The organism is Labrys sp. LIt4, assembly GCF_017813775.1.
GTDB classification, from domain to species: Bacteria; Pseudomonadota; Alphaproteobacteria; order Rhizobiales; family Labraceae; genus Labrys; species Labrys okinawensis_A.
Genome location: NZ_JAGIPY010000006.1, coordinates 201,630 through 224,223, shown reverse-complemented (window position 1 = coordinate 224,223; position 22,594 = coordinate 201,630). Strand labels below are relative to the sequence as shown.

Sequence of the window (22,594 nt, the reverse complement as noted above, 5' to 3'; positions counted from 1 at the left end):
GAAGAGGGCCGCCCTGCCATGCCCGATGACGACGTCGTCCTGCGCCTGGAAGGCGTGTCGAAGGTGTATTCCGGCACGGTCGCCGTCAGGCATGCCGATTTCGACGTGCGCCGCGGCGCCGTGAACGTGCTGGTCGGCGAGAACGGCGCCGGCAAGTCCACGCTGATGAAGATCATTGCCGGGGTCGTGCAGCCCACGGACGGGCGTATCCTGCTCGACGGCAAGCCCGTCACTTTCCGCGATGCGGGCGAGGCGGTGGCGCATGGCATCGGCATGGTGTTCCAGGAGCTCAACCTGTTCGGCAATCTCTCCGTGGCCGAGAACATCTTCGCCGCCCGCGAAATCGTGCGGCTGCCCCTGGGCATCGACCATCGCGAGCAGGAACGCCGCGCTGCCGAGTTCCTGGAGCGGCTCGAAGCCGGCATCGATGCCCGCACGCCGGTGGAGGATCTGCGCATCGGCCAGCAGCAGCTGGTCGAGATCGCCAAGGCGGTGGCGCAGGACGCCCGTATCCTGATCATGGACGAACCGACCTCCGCGCTCAGCGCCGCCGAGGTCGAGATCCTCTTCCGCGTCATCGCCGACCTCAAGGCGCGCGGCGTCGCCATCGTCTACATTTCCCACCGGCTGGAAGAGCTCATCCGCATCGGCGACTACATCACCGTGCTGCGCGATGGCCGCGTCACCGGGCAGGAGCGCATCGCCAATGTCGATGTGCCCTGGATCGTGCACCAGATGATCGGCTCCGACGCCAAGGATTTCGCCAAGACCGAGGATCATCCGCTCGGTCCGGAAGTCTTCCGCGCGGAGGATGTCTGCCTGCCGCGCGTGAGCGGGGGGCTCGCGGTCGACCACGTCTCCCTGTCGGTCAGGCAGGGCGAGATCGTCGGCATCTATGGATTGATGGGTGCCGGGCGCAGCGAATTCTTCGAATGCGTGATGGGCCGCCACCGCCACGCCACCGGGCGCCTCTTCGTCGACGGCAAAGCGGTGGCGGAAAAGGACGTGACGGGACGCATCCGCCGGGGCCTGGCGCTGATCCCCGAAGACCGGCAGAGGGAGGGGCTGGTCAGCATCCTCTCGATCGCCGCCAATCTGTCCATGGCCTCCCTCGGCCGTTTCCTCGCCGGTTTCCACATCAGGCGCGGGCGCGAGCAGGCCGCCATTCGCGCCGCCGTCAAGGACCTGTCGATCAAGGTGGCCGATCCCGAGCTGGAAGTGAGTTCCCTGTCCGGCGGCAACCAGCAGAAGGTGGTGATCGGCAAGGCGCTGATGACTGGCCCGAAAGTACTGCTGATGGACGAGCCCAGCCGCGGCATCGATGTCGGCGCCAAGGCCGATGTCTTCCGCACCATGCGGCGGCTCGCCGCCGACGGCCTCGGCATCCTGTTCGTCACGTCCGACCTCGACGAGGTGATGGCGCTGTCGGACCGCATCGCCGTGATGAGCAACGGCAAGCTCACGGCCCTGTTCGAGCGGGCCGAGGCCACGGCCGCCAAGGTGGTGGCCGCCTCCGCGCTCGGCCATGGCCCCGTTCCTTCCTCTTCTTCTGCCAATCACGGAGCGCCGGCATGACAGTCGCGCAGGAAACCTTGAACAATCCATCCACGGGAAGCGGCTCGCTTGCCCTGAACCTGATGAAGCTGCGCACCTTCATCGCTTTGTTCGCCGTGCTGATCTTCTTTTCGCTGGCGGCGCCGAACTTTCTCAGCACGGCCAATCTCATCCTGATGTCAAAGCATGTGGCGCTGAACGCCTTCCTGGCGATGGGCATGACCTTCGTCATCGTCACCGGCGGCATCGACCTGTCGGTCGGATCGATCGTAGGCCTGTGCGGCATGGTCGCCGGCGGGCTGATCCTCAACGGCCTGGACCTGCGCATCGGCTACACCATCTTCTTCAACATCTACGAGGTGATGGCGATCACTTTGTTGGTGGGCATCCTGATCGGCGCCGTCAACGGATTGCTGATCACCAAGCTCAATGTCGCGCCCTTCATCGCGACGCTCGGCACGCTCTACATTGCCCGCGGCCTGGCGCTTCTCTCGTCCGGTGGCGCGACCTTCCCCAATCTGGTCGGCCGCGCCGATTTCGGCACGCAGGGCTATGCCGTCCTGGGGGCGGGACGTCTTCTCGGTTTGCCGACGTCGGTGTGGATCCTCGCCGTGCTGGCGCTGGCCGCCGCCTATATGGCGCGCTGCACGCCGCTCGGCCGCCATATCTTCGCAGTCGGCGGCAATGAGCGTGCTGCGGGCCTGTCGGGTATCCGGGTCAACCGGGTGAAGCTCTTCGTCTACATGTTCTCGGGCTTTTGCGCCGCCGTCGTCGGCCTGGTGGTTTCCTCCGAATTGATGGCCTCGCATCCCGCCACGGGCGAGAGCTTCGAACTCAACGCCATCGCCGCGGCGGTACTCGGCGGAACCTCGATGTCTGGCGGCCGCGGCACCATTGGCGGCACCATCATCGGTGCCTTCGTCATCGGCATTCTCTCCGACGGGCTGGTGATGATGGGGGTCAGCGAGTTCTGGCAGATGGTGATCAAGGGCCTGGTGATCGTCATCGCCGTGGTGGTGGACCAGGCTCAGCGACGGCTGCAGCAGCGCGTTGCCCTGCGCCAGATGGCGAGGCTGGCCTGATGATGTCCTATCGGGGTGCCCTGATCGGTTGCGGCTTCTTCGCCATCAACCAGCTCCATGCCTGGCGGGACGCAGAGGGCGTCGACATCGTCGCCCTCTGCGACCGCGACCCGGAACGTCTCGCCCAGGCCGGTGACCTTTTCGGCATCGACAAGCGCTATGGCGACGCCGAGCGGATGCTCGAGGCGGAGAAGCCGGATTTCGTCGATATCGCCACCACGGTGGCGAGTCACCGCCCGCTTGTCGAGCTCGCGGCGAGGATGGGTATTCCCGTCATCTGCCAGAAGCCTTTCGCGCTTTCGATGGTGGATGCGCGCGCGATGGTCGAGGCCTGCCGCGTGGCCGGCGTGCCACTGATGGTGCACGAGAATTTCCGCTGGCAGAGTGCGATCCAGGCCGTCAAGGCCCGCCTGGACGCCGGTGCCATCGGCCGGCCTTTCTGGGCGCGCGTGTCCTTCCGTTCCGGTTTCGACGTCTTCAGCGGCCAGCCTTATCTCGCCGAAGGCAAGCGTTTCATCATCGAGGATCTCGGCATCCATATCCTCGACATCGCTCGCTTCCTGTTTGGCGAGGTGACGCGGCTGAGTGCGCGCACCCAGCGCGTCAACCCCGCCATTAAGGGCGAAGACGTCGCCACGATGCTGCTCGATCATGAGGACGGGCTGTCCTCCGTGGTCGACTGCAGCTATGCCACCAGGCTGCCGGTCGATCCCTTCCCCGAGACTCTCATCGAGATCGACGGCTCGACGGGCACGCTGCGGCTCGGCGCAGGCTATCGCCTTGTCGTGAACGGAGCAGGCGGGCGGGAGGAGGTCGACCTGTCGCCGCCGCTGCTGCCCTGGGCCTCGCGTCCCTGGCACAACATCCAGGAGAGCGTACTCGCCATCCAGCGCCATTGGCTGCATTGCCTGCGCAACGGCGAGGAACCCTCCACCAGCGGCCGGGACAACATCGCCACCATGGCCCTGGTCGAGGCGGCCTATGCCAGCGCGGCCAGTCACCAGACGATCGAGATGGCATCGATCTAATGCTGCCCGGGCCATGAGCCACGAGGCGTCGGCATTCCTGGCGCTTCGTTCCTCCCGCTGGGGCGTTTAGGAATTGTCTGGAAATAACTGAAACGCCGCCTTTGTCATGCCCGGGCTTGACCCAGGCATCCACTGGCCCCGTCTTCGAAAGACTGGATGGGGAGCTGGATTGCCGGGTCAAGCCCGGCAATGACAAAGGTCAAACCAATTCAATTCGTTTATTCTTCGACGCTTTCTCAGGCCGAAGCAGCGGTCTGGTGAACGTAGAGCGAGGCGGAACGATCGAGGTGCCTGACCATCGCCTGTTCCGCCCCGTCCGGATCATGGGCGATGATGCGGTTGAGGATGTCCTCGTGCTCGGACAAGGTGTAGTTCTCCTTGCCGGTCCAGATCAGCAAGTCGGTGTGGTACTGCTTCAGCCAGCCGAGCATGGCCTCGCTCATCGCCTCGAACAGCGGGTTGCCGGAGATGGCGGCGATACGCGTATGGAACTGCATGTCGGCATTGATGAAGGCATCCGCGTCGCCAAGGCTGGCGCGCTGGCGCGCCAGGGCCTCCTGCAGGCCGGCGACTGCCTGCGCATCCGCCTTTTGTGCTGCCTGGCGCACCATGCCCAGCTCGAAGAAGCGGCGCGCTTCCTTCAGATGCTCCAGCGAGGCCGGGGAACTCGACAGGAGCACGCTGGCGGCATCGTCGACCTGCTGGAAGATCGACCGGGCGGTCGGCTGGCGAACGCGCGCGCGCTCGCCATGGGAGATGGTGAGCAGGCCGAAAATGCTGAGTTGCTGCATGGCCTCGCGGATGGCGGGGCGGCCGACGCCGAGGCGGTCCATCAGTTCGCGTTCGGAAGGGAAGGGATCACCCGGCTGCAATTCTCCGCTGGTGATCAGCGCCTTGAGGCGGTCGAAAACCTCATCGGAAAGCTTGCGACGGACGATGCGTTGATCGGTGAGGGGCATGAGGCATTCCGATTGAGGCCGTGTGTTCGACGGTCTTTGCCGTCTGTAGTTCCGCAAGGCAAGTTCGCGGCTGCAAGAGTGCCATCGCCGTCTGGAAACAGACAAGGCGAATTTCCGTTGCTTCAACTCAAGTCATGATATACTCATCATACCTGTTACGCAAATCCAGGCAGGGCCGATACGAGAGCCCTCAGACCGAATGGGTGCCATGTCCGTCATCCGCATGACCTATCGCATCGAGACAGCCGGCGATGTCGAAAAGCTGGCGGCCAAGATTGCAAGCGATCAGTCGACCGGCACCTTCGTCAGCCTGCCGGGCGAGACGCCGGAGCTCAAGGCGCGCGTGGCGGCGCGCGTGGTGGCGATCCGGCCCCTGGAAGCCCTGGAGGTTCCTTCCATTCCAGATCCGTCGGCACCGGCCGGCGCGATCTACAGGCGTGCCGATGTCGATATCGATTTTCCCATCGAGGCGATCGGCACGGATCTGGCGGCCTTGATGACGATCACCATCGGCGGCGTCTACTCGATCAAGGGATTCAGCGGCATCCGCGTCATTGGCATGCAATTACCCGATGCCTTCACGGCTGCCTATCCCGGCCCGCAATTCGGCATGGCGGGTACCCGGCGGCTGACCGGCGTGGAGGACAGGCCGGTGATCGGTTCCATCGTCAAGCCTGCCTTGGGCCTGCGCCCGCCCGAATCGGCCGAGCAGGTGCGCGAACTCGTCGAGGCCGAGGTGGACTTCATCAAGGACGATGAGAAGCTGACGAGTCCGGCCTATTCCAGCCTCGAGGATCGGGTGAAGGCGATCATGCCCGTCATCCTCGATCATGAGCAGAAGACCGGCAAGAAGGTGATGTATGCCTTCGGCATCTCGCACAGCGATCCCGACGAGATGATGCGCAACCACGACATCGTCGTCCGGGCCGGCGGCAATGCCGCGGTGATCAATATCAATTCGGTGGGCCTTGGCGGCCTGTCCTTTCTGCGCAAGCGCTCGCATCTGGCTTTGCATGCCCATCGCAATGGCTGGGACATCCTCACCCGGCACCCCGGCCTTGGCATGGATTTCGAGGTCTACCAGCAGTTCTGGCGTCTGCTCGGCATCGATCAGTTCCAGATCAACGGCATCCGCGCCAAATATTGGGAGTCGGACGACTCCTTCATACGCTCCTTCAAGGCAGTGACGACACCTCTGTTCGAGGGCGACGTCTGCCCCGTGCCGGTGGTTTGCTCGGGGCAATGGGGCGGCCAGGCGCCGGATACCTATGCCCGCACCGGAAAGACGGTGGACCTGCTCTATCTGTGCGGCGGCGGGGTGGTCAGCCACCCCGGTGGCCCGGCGGCGGGCGTGCGCGCGGTCAGACAGGCCTGGCAGGCGGCCGTCGAGGGCGTGCCGCTCGAAACCTATGCCCGCGAGCATCACGAGCTCGCCCAATCCCTGCAGAAATTCGGCGCCGACGCCTCGGCGTCCTGAGCGCCCAAGGAAAAACGATGTCGGGCTTGCTGCTCTCCTATTATGGCGACGACTTCACCGGCTCCACCGATGTGATGGAGGCGCTGGCCTCGCACGGCGTGCGTACCGCCCTGTTCCTGCAGCCGCCTACCTCGGCGCAGCGCGAGCGGCTCGGCGCGTGCGATGCCATCGGCCTTGCCGGCACCAGCCGCAGCCAAGGGCCGGCCTGGATGGATGCCGAGCTCACGCCGGCCTTCGAATGGCTGAAGCAGCTCGGTGCCGCCACCTGCCACTACAAGGTCTGCTCCACTTTCGACTCCAGCCCGACGATCGGCAATATCGGTCGCGCCATCGAGATCGGCAGCAAGGTCTTCCGGCAGCGGCAGGTCCCGCTGGTGGTCGGCGCCCCTCAGCTCCGGCGCTATACCAGCTTCGGCACTTTGTTCGCCGCCTATCAGGGCGAAGTCTATCGCATCGACCGCCATCCGGTGATGAGCCGTCACCCGGTGACGCCGATGGATGAGGCGGACCTTCGCCTGCATCTCGCCCGGCAGACGCGGAGCAGCATCGGCCTCGTCGACATAGCGGCGCTGGCGGCCGTCGATGCCGACGGCATCATCGACGCCGTGCTGGCGAAAGGCGAGGATATCGTTCTCCTCGATGTCAATGACGATGCCACGCAATTGCGGGCGGGGCGCCAGCTCCTGCGCCTGCAGTCAAGGCTCGGGCCCTTCGTGGCAGGCTCGTCGGGGGTCGAATATGCGCTGCTGCGCGCCTGGCAGGAAACCGGCCTCGTCGGCGGGAAAGCCTCCTTTGCCGCGCCCGGCATTGCCGATCGCATCGCCGTGGTGTCGGGGAGCTGTTCGCCCACCACGGAGCGGCAGATCCGCCATGCCACTGCCAATGGGTTCGACGGCGTTGCGCTCGATCCGCGCGCACTCATCCGCGGTGGCGAGGCGGCAATTGCCGAGGCCATTGCCACCGGCCTTGCAAGCCTTGGGCAGGGACGAAGCGTCATCCTCTATACGGCGCTCGGACCGAGCACCGACATTGGCGACGGGTTCGAGAACGAAGGGGACCGCAACCGCATCGGTGTGGCGTTGGGCCGGATCCAGAAGGCCCTCGTCGAACGGGCGGGCCTGCGCCGGGCCGTCATTGCCGGCGGCGATACGTCGAGCCATGCCTTGCGCGAACTCGGCATTTTCGCGCTGACGACGAGACTGCCTTTGCCCTCCTGTCCGGGCTCCCCGCTGTGTACGGCCTATGCGGCCACACCCGCCTTCGATGGTCTGGAGATTGCCCTCAAAGGCGGGCAGGTCGGCGGCGACGATTATTTTTCGATGATACGCGACGGCCGTGCCTCGGCCTGACCGCAACGGCCGATCGCGTTTCCCTCAGCTAAAGCGTTTTGCGATTTGACGGAATCACTTTGGATCGCAAAGACGCGTCGGAACAAAGAGTTAGAGACAATAAGCGTTCACACTTGAACGCGTTTTGCTCTGGTGCAAAGTAAGGTCCGGCTCAGTTCGTCTTGTCCCGGGTTTCCGGGGCAGACAGGACAATACCCGTCATCGGTTCGACCCAGCTGATATTGTCGCGCACCGATTGCACGCCGGGCGTGTTCTCGGCGATGATCCGGATGGCGTTGCGCTGGTTTTCATCCGTGATCACACCGCTCAGTTCCACCCGCCCGTTCTGAACCTCGACCCGGATGGCACCGGCCGGTGCCCAGGGCTGGGCCTCGAATTCGGCCTCGATCGCAGCCTTGATGCCCTGGTCGCTCACCGGTTGCTCTTCATAGGGCTGGCGCAGGAACTCCGCCAGGGTCCGCACCAGATCCGCGCGGGACAGCAGGCCGACGACCCTGTCGTTTTCGACGACCGGCAGGCGCTTGATGCCATGCTGCTCCATCAGGAGCACGGCTTCCTCGAGCCGCTCGTTCGGGGCGACGACGATGACGTCCCTGGTCATCACCTCATCGACCCGCCGCCCATGGGTTTGCGCATAGGCCTGAGCCAGATGCCCCGCCTTGAACAGGGAACTGAACCAACTCGCCCCGATCTTCTCCGTGCCGAGCTCGGGGCGGCGAAGCAGATCCCCTTCGCTGAGGATGCCGGCCAGCCGGCCGTCTTCCTCGATGACCGGCAGGCCGCTTATATGCGAGCGGACCATGAGGTCGATCGCTTGGGACAAAAGGGTTCGGGGCGTCACGCTGACGATGTTGCGTGTCATCACATCTGCGACCCGCATGGTAGCCTCCTTGCTGATCTGTGGTCGGCCGGGATAGGGCTCGACGGGGTGGTTGTTTCTGCATACCGCGCTGAAGCGTGGGCCGCGTTGATCTCACGCAACCCTCTGTCGCGGCGCCGTGGCCTGAAAGTCCGCGCCTCAATTCGGGCCATGCGGCCAGACCCAGTTCTTGATCTCGGGCATGTCGTCGCCATGGCGGCGGACATAGTCCTCATGCTCGATCAGCTTGTTGCGCAAGGCCTGCTTCACATGGGCGGCGGCGGGCAGAAGCCCGGGGATGCGATCGATGGCGGCAATGGCGAGATGGAACCGATCGAGACCGTTGATCACCGTCATGTCGAAAGGCGTCGTGGTCGTGCCCTCTTCCTTGAAGCCATGGACATGGAAGTTCTCGTGATTGGTCCGCCTGTAGGTCAGGCGATGGATGAGGTAGGGATAGCCGTGATAGGCGAAGATCACCGGCTTGTCGGTGGTGAACAGCCCATCGAACTCGCGTTGATCGAGCCCGTGCGGATGCTGGCTGGGATCCTGCAGGGCCATGAGATCGACCACGTTGACGACGCGGATCTTCAGCGAGGGGCAATGCTGGCGCAGCAGGTCGACGGCGGCCAGCGTTTCCAGCGTCGGCACGTCCCCAGCGCAGGCCATCACCACGTCCGGTTCGCTGTCCTGATCGTTGCAGGCGAAATCCCACAGGCCGATGCCGGCGCGGCAATGACGCACCGCCGCTTCCATGTCCAGCCATTGGGGAGCGGGCTGCTTGCCCGCGACGATGACGTTGATGCGGTCATAAGTGTGCAGGCAGTGGTCCGCGACGTAGAGCAGCGTGTTGGCATCCGGCGGCAGGTAGACCCGAACGATGTCCGCCTTCTTGTTGGCGACGAGGTCGACGAAGCCCGGATCCTGATGGCTGAAGCCGTTATGGTCCTGGCGCCAGACATGGGAACTGAGCAGATAGTTGAACGATGCGATCGGCTGACGCCAGGCGAGCTCGCGCGACACCTTCAACCATTTGGCATGCTGGTTGAACATGGAATCGACGATGTGGATGAAGGCCTCGTAGCAATTGAACAGGCCGTGACGCCCCGTCAGCAGATAGCCTTCCAGCCATCCCTGGCACAGATGCTCGCTCAGCACCTCCATCACGCGCCCGTCGGGCGACAGATGGACGTCTTCCGGCAAGTGGGGTTCCATCCAGGTACGGTCCGTCACCTCCAGCACGGCATCGAGCCGGTTGGAGGTGGTCTCGTCCGGCCCCATGATGCGGAAATTGCGGGCTTCGGCGCTCAGGCGCATCACCTCGCCCAGATAATGCCCGAGCACCCGGGTCGCTTCCGCGCTGGTCTGACCCGGCGAGGTCACCGTCACGGCAAAGGCGCGCGGGTCCGGGCAGTGCAGATGAGATTTCCGGCCGCCATTGGTGTGGGGATTGGCGCCCATGCGCCGGTCCCCCTTGGGAGCCAGTTCCTTCAGCTCCGGCAGCAGCCGACCTTCGGCATCGAAAAGCTGGCCGGGTTCGTAGCTTCGCATCCAGGATTCCAGCAAAGCCAGATGGCCGGGCTTCTCCGCAAGGCCGCTGAGCGGCACCTGGTGCGAGCGCCAGAAACCTTCGGTCTTGAGGCCGTCGACCTCCTTGGGGCCGGTCCAGCCCTTGGGGCTGCGCAGCACGATCATCGGCCAGCGGGGGCGCTCCGTCTCGCCCTTGCTGCGGGCCGCCTGCTGGATGGCGCGAATACGGGCAAAGGCCTGGTCGAAGGCCGCGGCCATAGCCTGGTGCATCAAGGCCGGCTCCGAGCCCTCGACGAAGAGGACTTCATGACCCAGGCCTTCGAAGAGCTTGCGGATTTCCTCGTCGCCGAGGCGCCCCAATATGGTGGGGCCGGCGATCTTGTAGCCGTTGAGATGAAGGATCGGCAGCACCGCGCCGTCATGGACGGGGTTGACGAACTTGTTGGAATGCCAGGAGGCGGCGAGGGGCCCGGTTTCGGCCTCGCCGTCGCCGACCACGCAGGCCACCACCAGGTCCGGATTGTCGAAAGCCGCGCCATAGGCATGGACCAGGGCATAACCCAGCTCGCCGCCCTCGTGGATCGAACCGGGTGTGTCCGGCGAGGCGTGGCTGGGGATGCCACCTGGGAAGGAGAACTGCCGGAACAGGCGGCGCAGCCCGTCCTCGCTTTCGGCGATCTCCGGATAGATTTCGCTGTAGCTGCCTTCCAGATAGGTGTTGGCCACCATGGCTGGCCCGCCATGACCCGGCCCGCAGATGAAGACGACGTCGAGATCGTCACGCTTGATGATGCGATTGAGATGCGCATAGAGGAAGTTCAATCCGGGCGTGGTGCCCCAATGGCCGAGCAGGCGCGGCTTGACATGGTCGAGCGTCAGGGGCTCGCGCAGGAGCGGATTGTCGAGAAGGTAGATCTGGCCGACCGACAGATAGTTGGCGGCGCGCCAATAGCGATCGATGAGGGCGAGTTCTTCGGGCTTCAGGGCTGCGGTCATGGCAAGGTCTTCGAGATTTCCGGGAGGGCGGGACAGGGCGCTGGTCGAAGGTGCTTCCAGTTAAACGGCCATGGCGCCGAGAAGTTGCCGATTGCGCAAAACGATCCTGCGGGCATTGGACAGGCCGAGGATGCCCCTGCCGTGGAGCTGGGAGATGACGCGCGACACGGTTTCGAGCGTCAGGCCGAGATAGTCGCCGATATCGCGCCGGCACATCGGCAGTTCGAACATGCCGGCGACGGCCAGCCGCCGATCCATTTCGAGCAGGAAGGTGACGACACGTTCGAGCGCCGTCTTGCGGCCAAGCAGGATCATGTGATCTTCGGCGTGCCTGAGATCCCGCAAGGCGAGGGTGCGCAGGGCATTGGCGACGCTGATATCCTTGAGGGCCGCCGCTTCCAGGCTCTTGCGACGCACCAGGCGCAGCGTGGTATCGGTGACGGCGTCGGCAGTCATGCGATGCGTCGCTTCCGTTTCCAGGCCGAAAATGTCGCCGGGCAGATGGAAGGCGCCGATCTGCCGGCGGCCGTCGTCCAGGAGCTTGCAGGTGCGAACCGCGCCGCTGATGACTTCGTAGACATAGTCGGCGGGTTCGTCATCGCCATAGATCTCCTCGCCCTTGTCGTAGCCATGCACCGTGCCGAGCAGGCTGGGCAGAAGCGTGAAGCAGGAAGAGCCGACAGGAGCGATGTCGGCCGCGATGGGCGGAAGCGCATGGGGGCCAGCGGCATTCGACCGGGCGGGCATTTGGTTGCTTGGGAACATCGGGGCCATCTCCTGGGCGCGGCGGATGGCCAAGTCGTAGGCCTGAATGGGCCCGTCGAAAATTTCGGTCGACCCCCTAGGGAACTGCCCCTAAGGGCTTTAACGGATGTCGTTGGGGAAGCCTTTGTCGGCGATGGCGGCCCGGACATTGGCGATGAGGCTTTCCGCGATGTGGGGCTTGAGGACGACATGCTGGATGCCGGCCCGATGGGCCTTGTGTTCGATCATCTCGTCGGGATAGCCGGTGATCAGGACCACCGGGCCATGCTGCCCCCTTTCGCGCAGAAGCTGCGCGAGCTGGAGGCCGTCCATTTCGTCCATCTTGTAGTCGATGACGAAGCAATCGGGTGCGAAAGAGGCCATCTGCGACAGGCAGTCGGCACCGCTCAGATAAGTCCTGACCTTGAAGTCCTCGGCCTCCAAAAGGAAACGAAGCGATCCGAGCACGTCGCGGTCGTCATCGATGACGGCAATTACGAAGAGGGGCTGAGTGGACGTCATGGCGGTTCCCGGCACCGCGATGGCCCGGGCGGGGCGGTGCAATCGCGGAGAATACCCCTTCCTGCACGGCCGGAATTGATACAGCGCAAGGTGTGGGCGGCCCCGCCGGCACCAGCGCTTGATCGGCATCAAGGCGGGTTCCTCCGCCCGATGAGAGCTTCCCGCATGTCGGCGGCGCGGAGCGCCTTGGGCCGGCGATGGGATGATGAGGAAAAGCCGATGTCGAACGATAGCAAGCTGCAGCAGGCCGTTCTTGACGAACTCGCCTGGGAGCCGAGCGTCGCGGCCGGCCATGTCGGCGTGACGGCCGAGGATGGCGTGGTGACGCTCACGGGACATGTTTCGAGTTTTGCCGAGAAGAGCACCGCGGAAGCGGCGGCCCGGCGCGTCAAGGGTGTCAGGGCTGTCATCGAACATATCAAGATCAAGCTTAAAGGTGACGTTCGCATCACCGACGACGAGATTGCCGCCTCGGCGGCTGCGCGCCTGAGCGAAGATGTCCATGTGCCCAAGGATAGCGTTCAGGTCGTGGTCGAGGAGGGCTGGATCACGCTCAATGGCGAGGTGGCCTGGAACTATCAGAAGGAAGCGGCGGAGCAATGTGTGTGGCGACTGCCAGCTATTGTGGGCGTCACCAATCTGATAACCATCAAGCCCGCGGTAGACGTCTTCAATATCCGGGACGATATCACCCATGCCCTGAACAGGTCATGGTTTTTCGATCCGCAGACCATCGAGGTGAGGGCCGAAGGCGGCCAAGTCAGATTGAGCGGCACGGTCCAGTCGCTGCATGAACGCCAGATTGCTGCCGCAACGGCCTGGCGGGCGCCGGGAGTGACGGAGGTCCTCAACGATCTGGTCGTGGTCTGACCTGACGCAGGGCCTCTCGAGCGGTGCCGAAGAGATAGGCGACCGATCACTCGCTCAAGGCACCGCTGCGTATCGCCTGCCTGACCAGTTCCGAGATGCTGCCTGCCTGCATCTTCATCATGACATTGGCACGGTAGACCTCGACCGTGCGGGGACTGATCTCGTATTCTCTGGCGATCTCCTTGTTCGAGAGACCGGCAACCAGGCCGTTCAGGACCTGGCGCTCGCGCGGGCTGAGAGAAGCGAGACGGGCGGCGAGTTCGCTGGCATCCGCGGCGACCTTCGTGGCCTTGGTGCTTTGTTCGAACGCCGCATGCAGGACATTGATGAGCCGCTCGTCCTCGAACGGCTTTTCCATGAAATCTATCGCTCCCAGCTTCATGGCTTCGACGGCGAGGGGGACGTCGCCATGGCCGGTCATGACGATGACCGGCAGATGACCGGCCGTGGCCTTCACGCGCTTGAGCAGTTCGATGCCGTCGATATCTGGCATGCGAATATCGGTGATCACGCAACCGAAGCCGAGCCGGGGCAGGGCATCGAGAAAGTGCTCCGCCGTCTCGAAGGGAGTCACGGCAAAGCCGGAGGTCGACAGGAGAAAGGCCAGCGAATCCCGCACGGCCGCGTCGTCGTCGATGATAAACACTCTGGCATTAATCGGCATCGGAAGACGTCTCTGGCAAGTTCTGGGGGTCGGCGAGGGTGCCGATTGGCAGCGAGAAGTGGAATGTGGCGCCGCCGGATCGATTGGTTTCGGCCCACATTTTCCCGCCATGGGCTTCGATGATGGAGCGGCTGATGGAAAGGCCGACGCCCATTCCCGTCTGCTTGGTGGTGAAGAAGGGCTGGAACAGGTTGGACCGGACGTCGTCGGCAAAACCATGGCCGGTATCCTCGACGCGGATGCCTATCATGTCGTCATCGATCGGGGCATTGGAGACCGTCAGCTCGCGTCGCGCGGACCCTTGCATGGCCTCGAGCGCATTGCGGAAGAGGTTCACCAGGACCTGCTGGATCTGGACCCGGTCCGCCAGAACGAGGTCGCAGGAAGGATCGAGATCGAAACGCAGGACGATTCCCTGCTCGCGGGCGCCGACAAGGCCGAGCGCCCCCGCCTCCTCCACGAGCTTGGCGATGCTCTCGATCCTTTTTTCGGTCTCGCTTCTGGTCACGAAACTGCGCAGGCGCCGGATGATCTGCCCGGCCCGCAGCGCCTGCTCCGCCGCCTGGTCCAGCGCGGTTTCGATTCTGTCGAGGCCCTCCAGGTTGGAGGCGCTCAGCAGGCGTCGCGAGCCCTTGAGATAGTTGCTGATCGCCGCCAGGGGCTGGTTGAGTTCATGGGCGAGGGCGGACGCCATTTCTCCCATGGCGCTCAGCCGAGACATGTGAACCAGTTCCGACTGCAGTTCGGAAAGGCGGGCCTGCGTCTGCTGATATTCCGTCAGGTCCCGCACGAAGCCGGTGAAGTAGCGGCGCCCGCCCGACTGCATCTCGCCGACCGACAGATGCATCGGAAAGGTGGAACCATCCTCGCGCTTGCCGGTGACGATGCGGCCAATGCCGATGATGTGGCGGTGGCCGGTATCCTGATAGCGATGCAGATAGCCGTCATGCCGCGAGCGGTCGGGCTCCGGCATCAGCAGCTTGACGTTCTGGCCAATGGCTGCCGAGCCGGCATATCCAAACAGCCTCTCCGCAGCCCGGCTGAAATATTGCATGATGCCGGCCTCGTCGATGACGACCATGGCGTCGGGAACCGTCTCGAGGATCGAGCGGAGATGCTCCTCGCGCGTGCGCACCGCTTCTTCCAGCCGCTTTTCCTCGTCGATGTCGATCACGATGCCGCCCAGGCAGACGGGCGCGCCGTCCTCCGCCGTCAGGACGCCTCCGCGAAGCCGCAACCAATGGCTGGCTTTGCTCGCAGCGCTGACGCGGCAGGCAATGTCGAAGGCGGCACCGGATGTAATTGAGGCATTCAGGGCCGCGGTCGCCACCTCGACGTCCCCGGGATCGAGCAATGAGAGGAAGGTGCGGTAGTCGAGGGGCTGATCGGCCCCATATCCGAGAAGCACGCGGGTCGTCTCCGACACCTTCAGGGTCTGCGAGGCAATCTCGAAAGTCCAGGTGCCGATGCCCGTGCAAGCGAGGCCGGTTCGGATCGCACGATCCTCCTGGTCTGGGACAGACCCATGCTGCAATGGTTCGACCACGTCCGGCCTCCGCGAGGGATCTCCTCTATAGAGAGAGGCAGGCATGATCTTTCAAGAAGAATTGTTCGAAGCAGGACGGTGATGATCTTGTCCGGCAGGCCTCGCAGACTTTCTTCGCAAAGTGGCGTGGTCGTCGAAGCCTCCGATGGTTGCCTGCCAAGTCCTCGCGCGCTGCCTTCTTCTTGGCTGCACCGCTCGTGCCGCCGGTATCCAATTCGACAATATTGCGCTGGATCAATTCGTTCGGACCGCAGAACCCCTTCAATGGAGCGATGTATCGACTCGGCATCGTTGAAGAGGGATGAGCCATGGCAGTCTCCACGATCTTGAAAATCTCCCCTCCTGCGGCCACCCACGTCGTCGCCGATCAAAATGAGGTGATCGATTTTCTGCTTTCGCCCTGCACGCATGGCAGGACAGAGCCGGTGCAACGCATCGATACCCACGGCGCGATCGTCTTCCTGGCGGGAGATCGCGTCTACAAGCTCAAGCGCGCCGTCCAATTCCCATTCATGGACCTGTCGACGGTGGACCGCCGGGGCCGGGCCTGTGAGCGGGAAGTCGAGGTCAACAGCGCTTATGCGCCTGAGATCTATCTCGACGCCGTCCCGATCACCAGGTCTGGCGACGGCCTGCAATTGCGCGGCGAAGGAGCGGTCGTCGACTGGGTCGTGCGGATGAAACGCTTCGACGAGACCGGGACACTCGATCGCCTCGCCGATCGAGATGCAATCGGCGATAGCCTGCTGGCCGATATCGTCGCGGCAGTGCTGGCTTCTCATGAAAAGGCTCCGGTCCGCGACGGGCTTGAGGCAACCCGCAGCCTGGAGCGCTATATCCGGCAGAACGACCGTGCGTTTCGCGAAAGCCCGTCCCTGTTTCCGCCGCAGGAAATCGAGGCGCTGACCGCGGCAGCCAAACAAGCTTATCGCAGCTGCTTCGATCTTCTCGTCGAGCGCGGCAAGGCTGGTTTCGTCAGGCGTTGCCATGGGGATCTGCACCTGCGCAACATCGCCGTCATCGATGGCCGGGCCACCTTGTTCGACGCCATCGAATTCGACGAGAGCATCGCGACCTGCGACGTGCTGTACGACCTGGCCTTCCTCCTGATGGACCTGTGGGATCGCGGCCTGCATCGCCACGCCAACAGGGTCCTCAATCGATATCTGTGGGAGGCATCCGAAGCCCATCTTGCCGGCCTCGCGGCCTTGCCTCTGTTCCTTTCCATCAGGGCGGCCTTGCGGGCCAAGATCGCTGCCGCCGCAGCGATGGTCCAGGCGCCTTCCGAGGCCCGGGCAAGCCGGGCGGAAGCCCGGCGCTATTTCGGGCTGGCGCGCCGGTTCCTGGTCGAGGTGCCGCCGCGGCTGGTGGCGATCGGCGGGCTGTCGGGGACGGGAAAGACCACCTTGGCGCTGGCATTGGCGCCGTTCCTGGGCAGGGCACCCGGCGCCGTCATCCTGCGCAGCGATATCGAGCGCAAGCGCCTGGCCGGCATAGCCCAGACGCAGAAGCTGTCCTCGGCGGCCTATTCGCCGTCCTCCAGCACGGCTGTCTACGACACGCTCAGCCGCAAGGCGGATATCGCCCTGGATGCGGGCTGCAGCGTCGTCCTGGATGCGGTCTATGCGAATTTACCTCAGCGGCACGTCGCGGAGGGCATTGCCCTGCGCGCCGGCGCCGGCTTCACCGGCTTCTGGCTGCACGCGCCGCTGCCCGTGATGGAGCGGCGCGTATCCAGTCGCAGGAACGATGCCTCCGATGCCGATGTCGACGTGGTCCGCAAACAGGCGGGCTATGATCTCGGGCGCATTTCATGGCATCGTCTGGACGCCACGTTGCCGCGTAAGGATATCGAAGATGAAGCCCTGTCGTGCCTGGCCCTCAGATGCGCGGACGGCCGGTCACGCAACGGCTGAGCCGGGCGAAGAAACGCCCGGCGGGGCAAGGTCGGCATGAGCCAGACCGAGATCCTCGCCCGCCTCGCAGTCGCACTCGGCATCGGCCTCCTCGTGGGCCTGGAAAGGGGGTGGCGGACTCGCGAGGAGGAGGATCATCATCGCGTGGCCGGGCTTCGCACATTCGCGCTGGCCGGGCTTACCGGAGGGGTCGCCGGCGCCCTGTCCGTATCGGCGGGACCGCTCGTTCTCGGCTTCGTCTTCCTGGGGTTTGCCGGGGCCTTCACGGCATTCCATTGGCTGGAGGCGAAGGCCGAGGGCAAATTTTCCGCGACCTCGCTGATCGCGGCACTGCTCACCTTCGTCCTTGGTGCCTATGCGGTGACGGGCGAGGTCCAGATCGCCGCCGCCGGCGGCGTGGCGACGACGATCCTGCTCGCCTTGCGGGAGCAATTGCATGGTTGGGTGCGAGGCCTGACCTGGCCGGAAATCAAGGCCGTGCTGGTGCTCCTCGCCATGTCCTGCGTGCTGTTGCCCGTGCTGCCGGACCGGGCCGTCGACCCATGGCAGACGCTCAATCCGTGGCAGCTCTGGTTGTTTGCGATCCTCATCGCCGGGATCTCCTTCGGCGGATATGTCGCGATCCGCCTGTTCGGCGACAGGCTCGGCGTCATCCTGGCCTCCGTCGCCGGTGGCCTGTCGTCCTCGACGGCCACCACGATGGCACTCGCCCGGATGGCCGGTGCCCATCCGCAATCCTGGTCGATCCTGGTTGCGGGCATGCTGTCGGCCGGCGCCGTCATGGTGCTGCGCGTCGGCCTCATCGCAGCCCTGCTCAATCCGGCCTTGCTCGCCAGCCTTCTCTCTCCCGTTCTGGCTGCCGCCGCGGTCCAGGCGATCGGTGCCGCGGTTCTGGCCTTGAGGCGCGCGGACCACGAGGCGCCGAAGCTGGAGCTCGCCAACCCGCTCGAGCTCGGCTCGGCACTCAAGCTGGCGGCCTTCATGGCTGTCGTCCTGGTGGTGGGCAAACTGCTGCAGCAGGCCTATGGAGGCGCGGGCGTCATGATGCTCGCGGCAGTGTCGGGACTGGCGGATGTCGATGCGGTCACCGTTTCGATCGCCCGCATGAGCCTTGCCGATCTCGGTACCGGCTCCGCCGCCCTGGCCATCGGCCTCGCCGTGGCCGTGAATGCCCTGGCAAAGGTGGGCATGGCCGCCTATGCCGGGGGATGGCGTTGTGCCTTTCCGTTCGGAGCGATCAGCCTTCTTGCCATCATGGCGGGCGGGGCGGTCGGCTATCTGGCGAGCACGCGCTGAGCCCGCCCCGGGGCGGAGATCGCCGGCTCCCTCTATTCGCCTTCCAGCCTGGCGAGAAGCCGCAGGGTATCCTCAGCCATGATCTGTTCCTCATTGGTCGCTATCACCAGGGCGCAGATTTCGCTGCTGTCGGCGCTGATCCGGCGCGCATTCTCGTTATTGGCCTCGAAATCGAGATCGAGCCCAAGCCAGGCCAGGTGGTCGCAGACCTTCTCCCGGATCAGGGGCTGGTGCTCGCCGATGCCGGCCGTAAAGACCAGGGCATCCAATCCGCCGATGGTCGTTGCCAGCGCGGCGATTTCACGGGCGATGCGCAGGCAGAACAGATCGATGGCTTCCGCCGCTTCGGCGGCATCGCTGGCCAGGAGGTCGCGCGTATCGGCACTCAGACCCGAGACGCCGAGCAGGCCCGAGCGGTGATAGAGCAAGTCCTCCAGGGCTTCGGGCGAATAGCCGCGCTGCTTCATCAGGTGCAGCGGGACGCCGGGATCCAGAGCGCCGCAGCGGGTCGCCATGGGAATGCCGTCCAAGGTCGAAAACCCCATCGAGGTATCGCGGCTGATCCCATTGGCGAGCGCGCACAGGCTCGCGCCGCTGCCCAGATGGGCGACCACCACGCGGCCCGTGGCCAGGCGGGGCGCGATTTCCCTCAGCCTGCCGGCGATGAACTGGTAGGAGAGGCCGTGAAAGCCATACCGCTTGATGCCCTGCTCGAAAAGTTCGCGGGGCAATGCGAAGCGCCGGACGATATCGGCCTGGGCATGATGGAAGGCGGTATCGAAGGATGCCGTCTGCACCAGATGGGGGCGAAGGTGCCGGATGGCCTTGATCAGCCTCACGCTTTGGGGCTGGTGGAGCGGCGCCAGCGGAACCAGGTCTTCGATGGCGCGCAAGCTGGCATCGTCGATCAAAGTTGCCTGCGAGAAGACGTCGCCGCCATGGACGACGCGGTGCCCGACGGCGACCAGCTCGGCGAGAGAAAAATGTTCGGTGAGCAGGCCGAGGGTCTCGTCGATGACCTCGTGGAAATCCTCGGTCACCGCGGCTTTCAGGGGGATGTCGACGATTTCGTGGCCCTCGGTGATGTGGAGGCCGAGCGGTTTGCGACGAAGGTCGATGATACCCATGCCCAGGCGTTCGAGTGTCCCGTCCTTGCGCTTGAACAGCCCCAGCTTGATGGTGGAGGAGCCGGGATTGCAGGTGAGGAGAATGCCGGTCATCGAGAGGACTTTCCTTGGGCCGTCAGTTTGCACGCACGATGAGGCAGGGTGACGTCGACGGCGTCCGTCTGCCGGCGGAAATGATGGGCATGCGGCCGGGGGTGCGACCCGTCACGTCTGCCCTTCGGTAAATGAGTTGCCTGGCCGCGATGTTCCCGGCTTCGGGCCCCGGCGCGGCCAGAATGTCCGCCTGCTCCGCGACCGCGGGCCGACTCTAGTCGAGGCCCCCCGGTCAGCCTTGATACAGCTCAATGCCGCAGACCGCGCCGAGCCTAGAATCGGAAGCGTCACTCAAGGAGATCTGCCGTGCCACTTCGCTGCATTCTGGTTCCCACCGGCCCGGGCGTGCGGCCCGAGCGTCGCCTGGCGGCCGCATTGGGGCTCGCCAAGCACACGCATGCCCATATCAACGCACTCTATGTCAGGCCGGACCTGGAGATCGTCGCGCCGCCTGTTCTTCTGGTCGGCGCAGGCGGCGTCCCGCCCCAATGCAATGTCTCCTGCGAGGCCAAGGCCCTGGCTGCGGCAGGCAGGCAGGCATTCGAACGCTGGTGCGCCGGGAGCCGGGTCGCGCTGCAGCCCGATCGCAGGCTCGATGCCACCTTCGCTTCCTGGACCGAAAGAAGCGGTGACGTCGAGACCCTCGTGGCGCTCAACGGACGCGTCAACGATCTCATCATCGTCGACAATCCCACCAAAGGCAGCCCCTTCGACGCGGCGGCGTTCGATGCGGCGGTCTTCTCTTCGGGGCGGCCGACGCTGATGCTGGGGGAACGCCTGCCGGACAATCTGCTGCGCCATGTGGTGATCGCCTGGAACGGCAGCCTGGAAGGGGCACGCGCAGTCGGCCAGTCCATTTCATTGCTGCATGAGGCGGAGCAGATCTCGATCATCACCATTCCCTCCGAGATGGACCGGCAGAACGGTGTCGCGGATCTGGCCGACTATCTGCACTGGCACGGGGTGGTCGTGGAGAGAGCGGGGCTGGTGCCTGACCTCGCCGGCAGCGATGGCGAGAAGATCCTGGCAGCCTGCGATCGGGCTGGCGCGACGCTGCTGGTCATGGGGGCCTATACCCATAGCCGCCTGCGCCAGGCCTTCCTCGGCGGGCTCACCCGGCATGTTCTCGACCAGGCGGACCTGCCCGTTCTGATGGCGCATTGACCAGGCCGACTGGCCATGGCGGCTCATTTCCAGCCGCCGTGGAGGATCCGGAAACGCTCTGGTTTCGCCGGATCTCGATCGACGACCTGGACGGGTGGCCATGCCCACTGCCAAATACCGATGTCTGGCACCCGCGAGAATCGGATCTCGCCGCGAGTGCCCTCAACGGCAAGACTCGGCCAGGATTCGGCAATCCGTGCCCGCTCCGTGCCGTGAGCGCGCAGGGCGGCGGCAAGGACGGCGATGGTGTCATAGCCCTCGAAGGCGACGAAGGAGGGAGCTTCGGCCAGGCGCTCGCGGAGAAGGATTTCGATGCGGGCACCGAATTGGCCCAGGTGCTCGGGCAGATAGCGCAGGAACGGGATGGCGGCGCCGTCCTCGCCGAGCAACCCCGCCCATTCCGCGAATTCCGGCTGCCCGGCCGGGGCGCCGATCAGCATCCCGGTGAGCCGCGGATCGCGGCGGACGGCCCCGACGATCGACACGGCCGGCTCCGGGAACCCGACCAGCAGAAGCAAGGCCGTCGCGCCAAGGCCGGCGAGTTCGTCGCACATCGCCGCGGGGGTGAGCGAAGCCATGTCGAGTTCGGTGACGGTGCCGCGGCGAGGGGCGAAGAACTCCCGCAGAATTCCGGTGCCGGAGGCCCAATAGACACTCGGCTGGGCTGCTACGGCAATGTGTCCATGGCCCGCGCCAAGGAGGAAGTCGGCATAGATCCGCCAGCCGTGCGACTGCGCCGGGGCGAGGCGTGCGACCTGATTGGTCGGCCGCTCGGTGAGTGCGTCGAGAACCGCCGACGAGCAGAGGAAGGGCAGGCCGAGGGCGTCGGCCCTGGCAGCCGCGGCGCGGGCGGCGACGCTGTGATATTCCCCCACCAGCGCGGCCACGCCCAGGCGATCCAGTTCATCGATTGCCGCTACGGCTCTTTGCGGGTCGGCCGCCGTGTCCCGGACCAGCAGTTCGAGTGGTCTTCCGCCGATGCCACCGGTGTCATTGAGCATGCCGGCCGCCAATTCGAATCCGGCCAGCAGATGCTGGCCTGCCTCGACCCAGCCAGGCCGGGTCAGCGGAGCCAGCGCACCGATCCGGATGGCCGGCCCATCGGCCGGTTTCGCGCCGGGTGGAGAGGATGGCGTCTTCATGGGGTAGCGTCCCCCGGGATTGGGTCGTCAATCGCCCCGACCGGCGGGCTTGAAGCGCAGCAGCCCCGTTCCTGCTGCTCGATGACGGCCTCTTACAGATGTATGCTCGAGGTGCCCAGGGACGGTTCCAGACAATGGCGCCAATCTGTATGGCCAAAGCGAGCCGTACGGTTTCCGGGCTTTGCCCGGCCTGCTGCCGGCCCGTGTTCGCAAGATTCCGATGGCTGTCGCATGCCTCGTAACCAGATCCGCGAGGCTGCAATTCCTGGAGGCTTTCCCGATTCGACTGCATCGAAAAACGCGTCTATCTCTTTGAAATCATGAGCGATATTCGATGCTCCGCAGTCGAATATCGCTCTAGTCCGGTGCCGCGCCGATCGGTGGTCCGCCGGGTGGGCGGTGCAGGAAGGTAATCGAGGCATAGGCGCCGAGCCATGACCCCAGCGCAGCAAAGGCGACATAGATCCAGTTTTCGGTGTAGCTGATGACGGCATAGGACGACAGCAGATACCAGACACTGCTCCAGGTCGCGGCCGGGACGCGCTTGCGCGCCACAACCGCAGCGGTGAACATGACATACACCGCATCCGTGGCGGCGGTTGCCAGCAGCACGGCGCCGGCGGTCAGGGGATCGATAGCGGCCATTGCACCTTCTCCGAAGTCGGACAGGGGAGGG

20 protein-coding genes are annotated in these 22,594 nt (G+C 64.8%); 9 read left to right on the top strand and 11 right to left on the bottom strand.

Going from position 1 to position 22,594, the window contains the following annotated elements; all coding sequences use genetic code 11:
• The first annotated feature begins 18 nt into the window (after nt 1-18).
• From J8I29_RS14005 to J8I29_RS13995, 3 genes are read left to right on the top strand one after another with little or no spacing between them, the layout of a single operon-like run.
• Entirely contained in the window at nt 19-1,575 is a 1,557-nt protein-coding gene (locus J8I29_RS14005) for a sugar ABC transporter ATP-binding protein (RefSeq protein WP_209432105.1), read from the top strand.
• Complete coding sequence (locus J8I29_RS14000) at nt 1,572-2,636, top strand: ABC transporter permease (protein ID WP_209432104.1); 1,065 nt, start codon at nt 1,572-1,574, stop codon at nt 2,634-2,636. Before J8I29_RS14005 ends, J8I29_RS14000 begins: the two co-directional genes overlap by 4 nt.
• Nucleotides 2,636-3,664: a Gfo/Idh/MocA family oxidoreductase gene (locus J8I29_RS13995; RefSeq protein WP_209432103.1), complete on the top strand. Its 1,029-nt coding sequence runs from the start codon at nt 2,636-2,638 to the stop codon at nt 3,662-3,664. The genes J8I29_RS14000 and J8I29_RS13995 overlap by 1 nt, the downstream gene beginning before the upstream one ends.
• 236 nt (nt 3,665-3,900) lie before the next feature.
• Here the strand turns inward: J8I29_RS13995 and J8I29_RS13990 are convergent, their stop codons facing one another.
• Nucleotides 3,901-4,623 (bottom strand): transcriptional regulator NanR, encoded by a 723-nt coding sequence (locus J8I29_RS13990; protein ID WP_209432102.1) that lies wholly within the window; start codon nt 4,621-4,623, stop codon nt 3,901-3,903.
• A 208-nt stretch (nt 4,624-4,831) separates the two neighbouring features.
• Here J8I29_RS13990 and oiaX point away from each other — a divergent pair, with 208 nt between their 5' ends.
• Together oiaX and J8I29_RS13980 are read left to right on the top strand one after the other, a co-directional pair.
• Nucleotides 4,832-6,100, top strand: a complete 1,269-nt coding sequence (gene oiaX / locus J8I29_RS13985) for a 3-oxo-isoapionate-4-phosphate decarboxylase OiaX (RefSeq protein ID WP_209432101.1) — start codon at nt 4,832-4,834, stop codon at nt 6,098-6,100.
• A gap of 17 nt (nt 6,101-6,117) precedes the next feature.
• Nucleotides 6,118-7,449 (top strand): four-carbon acid sugar kinase family protein, encoded by a 1,332-nt coding sequence (locus tag J8I29_RS13980; RefSeq protein WP_209432100.1) that lies wholly within the window; start codon nt 6,118-6,120, stop codon nt 7,447-7,449.
• 151 nt (nt 7,450-7,600) lie between these two features.
• Here J8I29_RS13980 and J8I29_RS13975 read toward each other — a convergent pair whose 3' ends face one another.
• From J8I29_RS13975 to J8I29_RS13960, 4 genes are all read right to left on the bottom strand, one after another.
• Nucleotides 7,601-8,329 carry a CBS domain-containing protein gene (locus J8I29_RS13975; RefSeq protein WP_209432099.1) on the bottom strand — a complete coding sequence of 243 codons (729 nt, stop codon included), beginning with the start codon at nt 8,327-8,329 and terminating at the stop codon, nt 7,601-7,603.
• Between the two features lie 138 nt (nt 8,330-8,467).
• Nucleotides 8,468-10,834 carry a phosphoketolase family protein gene (locus tag J8I29_RS13970; protein ID WP_209432098.1) on the bottom strand — a complete coding sequence of 789 codons (2,367 nt, stop codon included), beginning with the start codon at nt 10,832-10,834 and terminating at the stop codon, nt 8,468-8,470.
• A gap of 60 nt (nt 10,835-10,894) precedes the next feature.
• Nucleotides 10,895-11,599, bottom strand: coding sequence for a helix-turn-helix domain-containing protein (locus J8I29_RS13965; RefSeq protein ID WP_245196980.1), 705 nt, complete (start codon nt 11,597-11,599; stop codon nt 10,895-10,897).
• A gap of 99 nt (nt 11,600-11,698) precedes the next feature.
• A complete protein-coding gene (locus J8I29_RS13960; protein WP_209432097.1) occupies nt 11,699-12,100 on the bottom strand; it encodes a response regulator in 402 nt (133 codons plus the stop codon).
• Between the two features lie 219 nt (nt 12,101-12,319).
• Here J8I29_RS13960 and J8I29_RS13955 point away from each other — a divergent pair, with 219 nt between their 5' ends.
• On the top strand, nt 12,320-12,970 hold the full coding sequence (locus J8I29_RS13955; protein ID WP_209432096.1) for a BON domain-containing protein: 651 nt from the start codon (nt 12,320-12,322) through the stop codon (nt 12,968-12,970).
• A 46-nt stretch (nt 12,971-13,016) separates the two neighbouring features.
• On the opposite strand, the gene fixJ is transcribed toward J8I29_RS13955, so the two are convergent.
• From fixJ to J8I29_RS13940, 3 genes are all read right to left on the bottom strand, one after another.
• Nucleotides 13,017-13,634 carry a response regulator FixJ gene (gene fixJ, locus J8I29_RS13950; protein WP_209432095.1) on the bottom strand — a complete coding sequence of 206 codons (618 nt, stop codon included), beginning with the start codon at nt 13,632-13,634 and terminating at the stop codon, nt 13,017-13,019.
• Nucleotides 13,624-15,129: a sensor protein FixL gene (gene fixL, locus J8I29_RS13945; protein ID WP_245443234.1), complete on the bottom strand. Its 1,506-nt coding sequence runs from the start codon at nt 15,127-15,129 to the stop codon at nt 13,624-13,626. Before fixL ends, fixJ begins: the two co-directional genes overlap by 11 nt.
• A 76-nt stretch (nt 15,130-15,205) precedes the next feature.
• Nucleotides 15,206-15,490, bottom strand: coding sequence for a hypothetical protein (locus J8I29_RS13940; protein WP_209432093.1), 285 nt, complete (start codon nt 15,488-15,490; stop codon nt 15,206-15,208).
• Between J8I29_RS13940 and J8I29_RS13935 the strand changes: the two genes are divergently transcribed.
• Both J8I29_RS13935 and J8I29_RS13930 read left to right on the top strand, forming a co-directional pair.
• On the top strand, nt 15,489-17,096 hold the full coding sequence (locus tag J8I29_RS13935; RefSeq protein ID WP_209432092.1) for a bifunctional aminoglycoside phosphotransferase/ATP-binding protein: 1,608 nt from the start codon (nt 15,489-15,491) through the stop codon (nt 17,094-17,096). The two genes, J8I29_RS13940 and J8I29_RS13935, sit on opposite strands and share 2 nt — an antisense overlap.
• 36 nt (nt 17,097-17,132) lie before the next feature.
• Nucleotides 17,133-18,392, top strand: coding sequence for an MgtC/SapB family protein (locus J8I29_RS13930; RefSeq protein WP_105860516.1), 1,260 nt, complete (start codon nt 17,133-17,135; stop codon nt 18,390-18,392).
• A gap of 32 nt (nt 18,393-18,424) precedes the next feature.
• Here the strand turns inward: J8I29_RS13930 and J8I29_RS13925 are convergent, their stop codons facing one another.
• Nucleotides 18,425-19,612, bottom strand: coding sequence for an acetate/propionate family kinase (locus tag J8I29_RS13925; protein WP_209432091.1), 1,188 nt, complete (start codon nt 19,610-19,612; stop codon nt 18,425-18,427).
• A gap of 306 nt (nt 19,613-19,918) precedes the next feature.
• On the opposite strand from J8I29_RS13925, the gene J8I29_RS13920 reads away from it, so the two are divergent.
• Nucleotides 19,919-20,776: a universal stress protein gene (locus J8I29_RS13920; protein ID WP_209432090.1), complete on the top strand. Its 858-nt coding sequence runs from the start codon at nt 19,919-19,921 to the stop codon at nt 20,774-20,776.
• A 23-nt stretch (nt 20,777-20,799) separates the two neighbouring features.
• Here the strand turns inward: J8I29_RS13920 and J8I29_RS13915 are convergent, their stop codons facing one another.
• Entirely contained in the window at nt 20,800-21,918 is a 1,119-nt protein-coding gene (locus J8I29_RS13915) for an ABC transporter substrate-binding protein (protein ID WP_209432089.1), read from the bottom strand.
• A 357-nt stretch (nt 21,919-22,275) separates the two neighbouring features.
• Nucleotides 22,276-22,563: a hypothetical protein gene (locus J8I29_RS13910; RefSeq protein WP_105860512.1), complete on the bottom strand. Its 288-nt coding sequence runs from the start codon at nt 22,561-22,563 to the stop codon at nt 22,276-22,278.
• Between the last annotated feature and the right edge of the window lie 31 nt (nt 22,564-22,594).